The 1578-nt window shown below is 72.2% G+C and carries 1 protein-coding gene; it reads left to right on the top strand.

The window, feature by feature from the left end; translation table 11 throughout:
* Nucleotides 1-1578 (top strand): type I polyketide synthase (locus tag B082_RS0132735; RefSeq protein WP_026250427.1); only part of this gene is annotated, 1578 nt, incomplete at both ends.

Raw genomic sequence — 1578 nt, forward strand, 5'->3', positions numbered from 1 at the left:
CTCGAATGGTCTGACGGCCCCGAACGGTCCTTCGCAGCAGCGCGTCATCCGGCAGGCCCTGGCCAACTCCGGCCTGACGGGCGCGGACGTGGACGCCGTGGAGGCGCACGGCACGGGCACGTCACTCGGTGACCCGATCGAGGCGCAGGCGCTCCTCGCTACGTACGGCCAGGACCGGCCGGCCGGTCAGCCGCTGTGGCTCGGCTCGATCAAGTCCAACATCGGGCACACCCAGGCCGCGGCGGGTGTCGCGGGCATCATGAAGATGGTCCTCGCCCTGCACCACGCCGAGCTGCCCAGGACGCTCCACGCGCAGACGCCGTCCTCGCACGTGGACTGGACGGAAGGCGCGGTGGAACTGCTGGCGGAGGCCCGGCAGTGGCCGCGCGGCGAGCGCCCGCGCCGCGCGGGTGTGTCGGCGTTCGGAGTCAGCGGTACCAACGCCCATGTGATCGTCGAAGAGGCCCCCGAACAGGAGCCGGCGCCCGTGACGGCCGCGGACACCGCCCTGCCGGTGGTGCCGTGGGCCGTGTCGGCACGCTCGGCGGAGGGCCTGGCCGCACAGGCCGGCCGGCTGGCCGAAGCGGTGGCGGATCAGGACGTGACCGACGTCGGTCTGTCCCTCCTCACCACCCGCTCGCCCCTGGAACACCGGGCGGTCGTCCTCGGCGGCGACTCCGGCGAACTGCGCACGCGACTGGAGGCGCTGGCGGCCGGTGAGCCGACGCCCGGCAAGGTGTCGGGCATCTCCCGCGACGGCCTGACCGGGTTCGTGTTCTCGGGCCAGGGTGGTCAGCGGGTCGGGATGGGCCGGGAGCTGGCGGCTTCCTTCCCGGTGTTCGCCACCGCCCTGGACGAGGTGTGTGAGCACTTCGACGGGCTGCGTGAGGTGATGTTCACGGATGCGGACTCCCTGAAGAACACCGGGTGGGCGCAGCCGGCGTTGTTCGCGGTCGAGGTGGCGTTGTTCCGGCTGGTCGAGTCGTGGGGGGTCCGTCCGGATTACCTCGTCGGTCACTCGGTGGGTGAGCTGGCCGCCGCGCATGTCGCTGGGGTGCTGTCTCTGGCGGATGCGTGCCGGCTGGTCGCCGCGCGTGCGGGTCTGATGCAGGCGCTGCCGGCCGGTGGCGCGATGTGGGCGGTACGGGCGACCCCCGATGAGGTCGTCCCGCTGCTGGTGGAGGGCGTCTCCGTCGCGGCGGTCAACGCCCCCGGTCAGGTCGTCCTGTCCGGCACGCGCGAGGCCGTCGAAGCGGTGGCGGCTCAGCTCACCGACCGCCAGGGCCGTTGGCTGGAGGTCAGCCACGCCTTCCACTCGGTGCTCATGGACCCGATGCTGCCCGCATTCGCTTCTGCGGCAGCCGAGTTGGCGTACGGCACTCCGCGCATACCGATCGTCTCCACGCTGACCGCCGAGCCGGTCACCGAGTTCACCGCTTCGTACTGGGTGGACCAGGTGCGCGGCACGGTCCGCTTCGCCGACGCCGTCACCCGGCTGAAGGCCCTGGGTGTGGCACGTCTCCTGGAGCTGGGCCCGGACGCCACGCTGACCGGTGCCATCGATGAGACGTACGACGG

The sequence above is a fragment of the Streptomyces sp. ATexAB-D23 genome (assembly GCF_000373645.1).
In the GTDB taxonomy this organism is placed as follows: Bacteria; Actinomycetota; Actinomycetes; order Streptomycetales; family Streptomycetaceae; genus Streptomyces; species Streptomyces castrisilvae.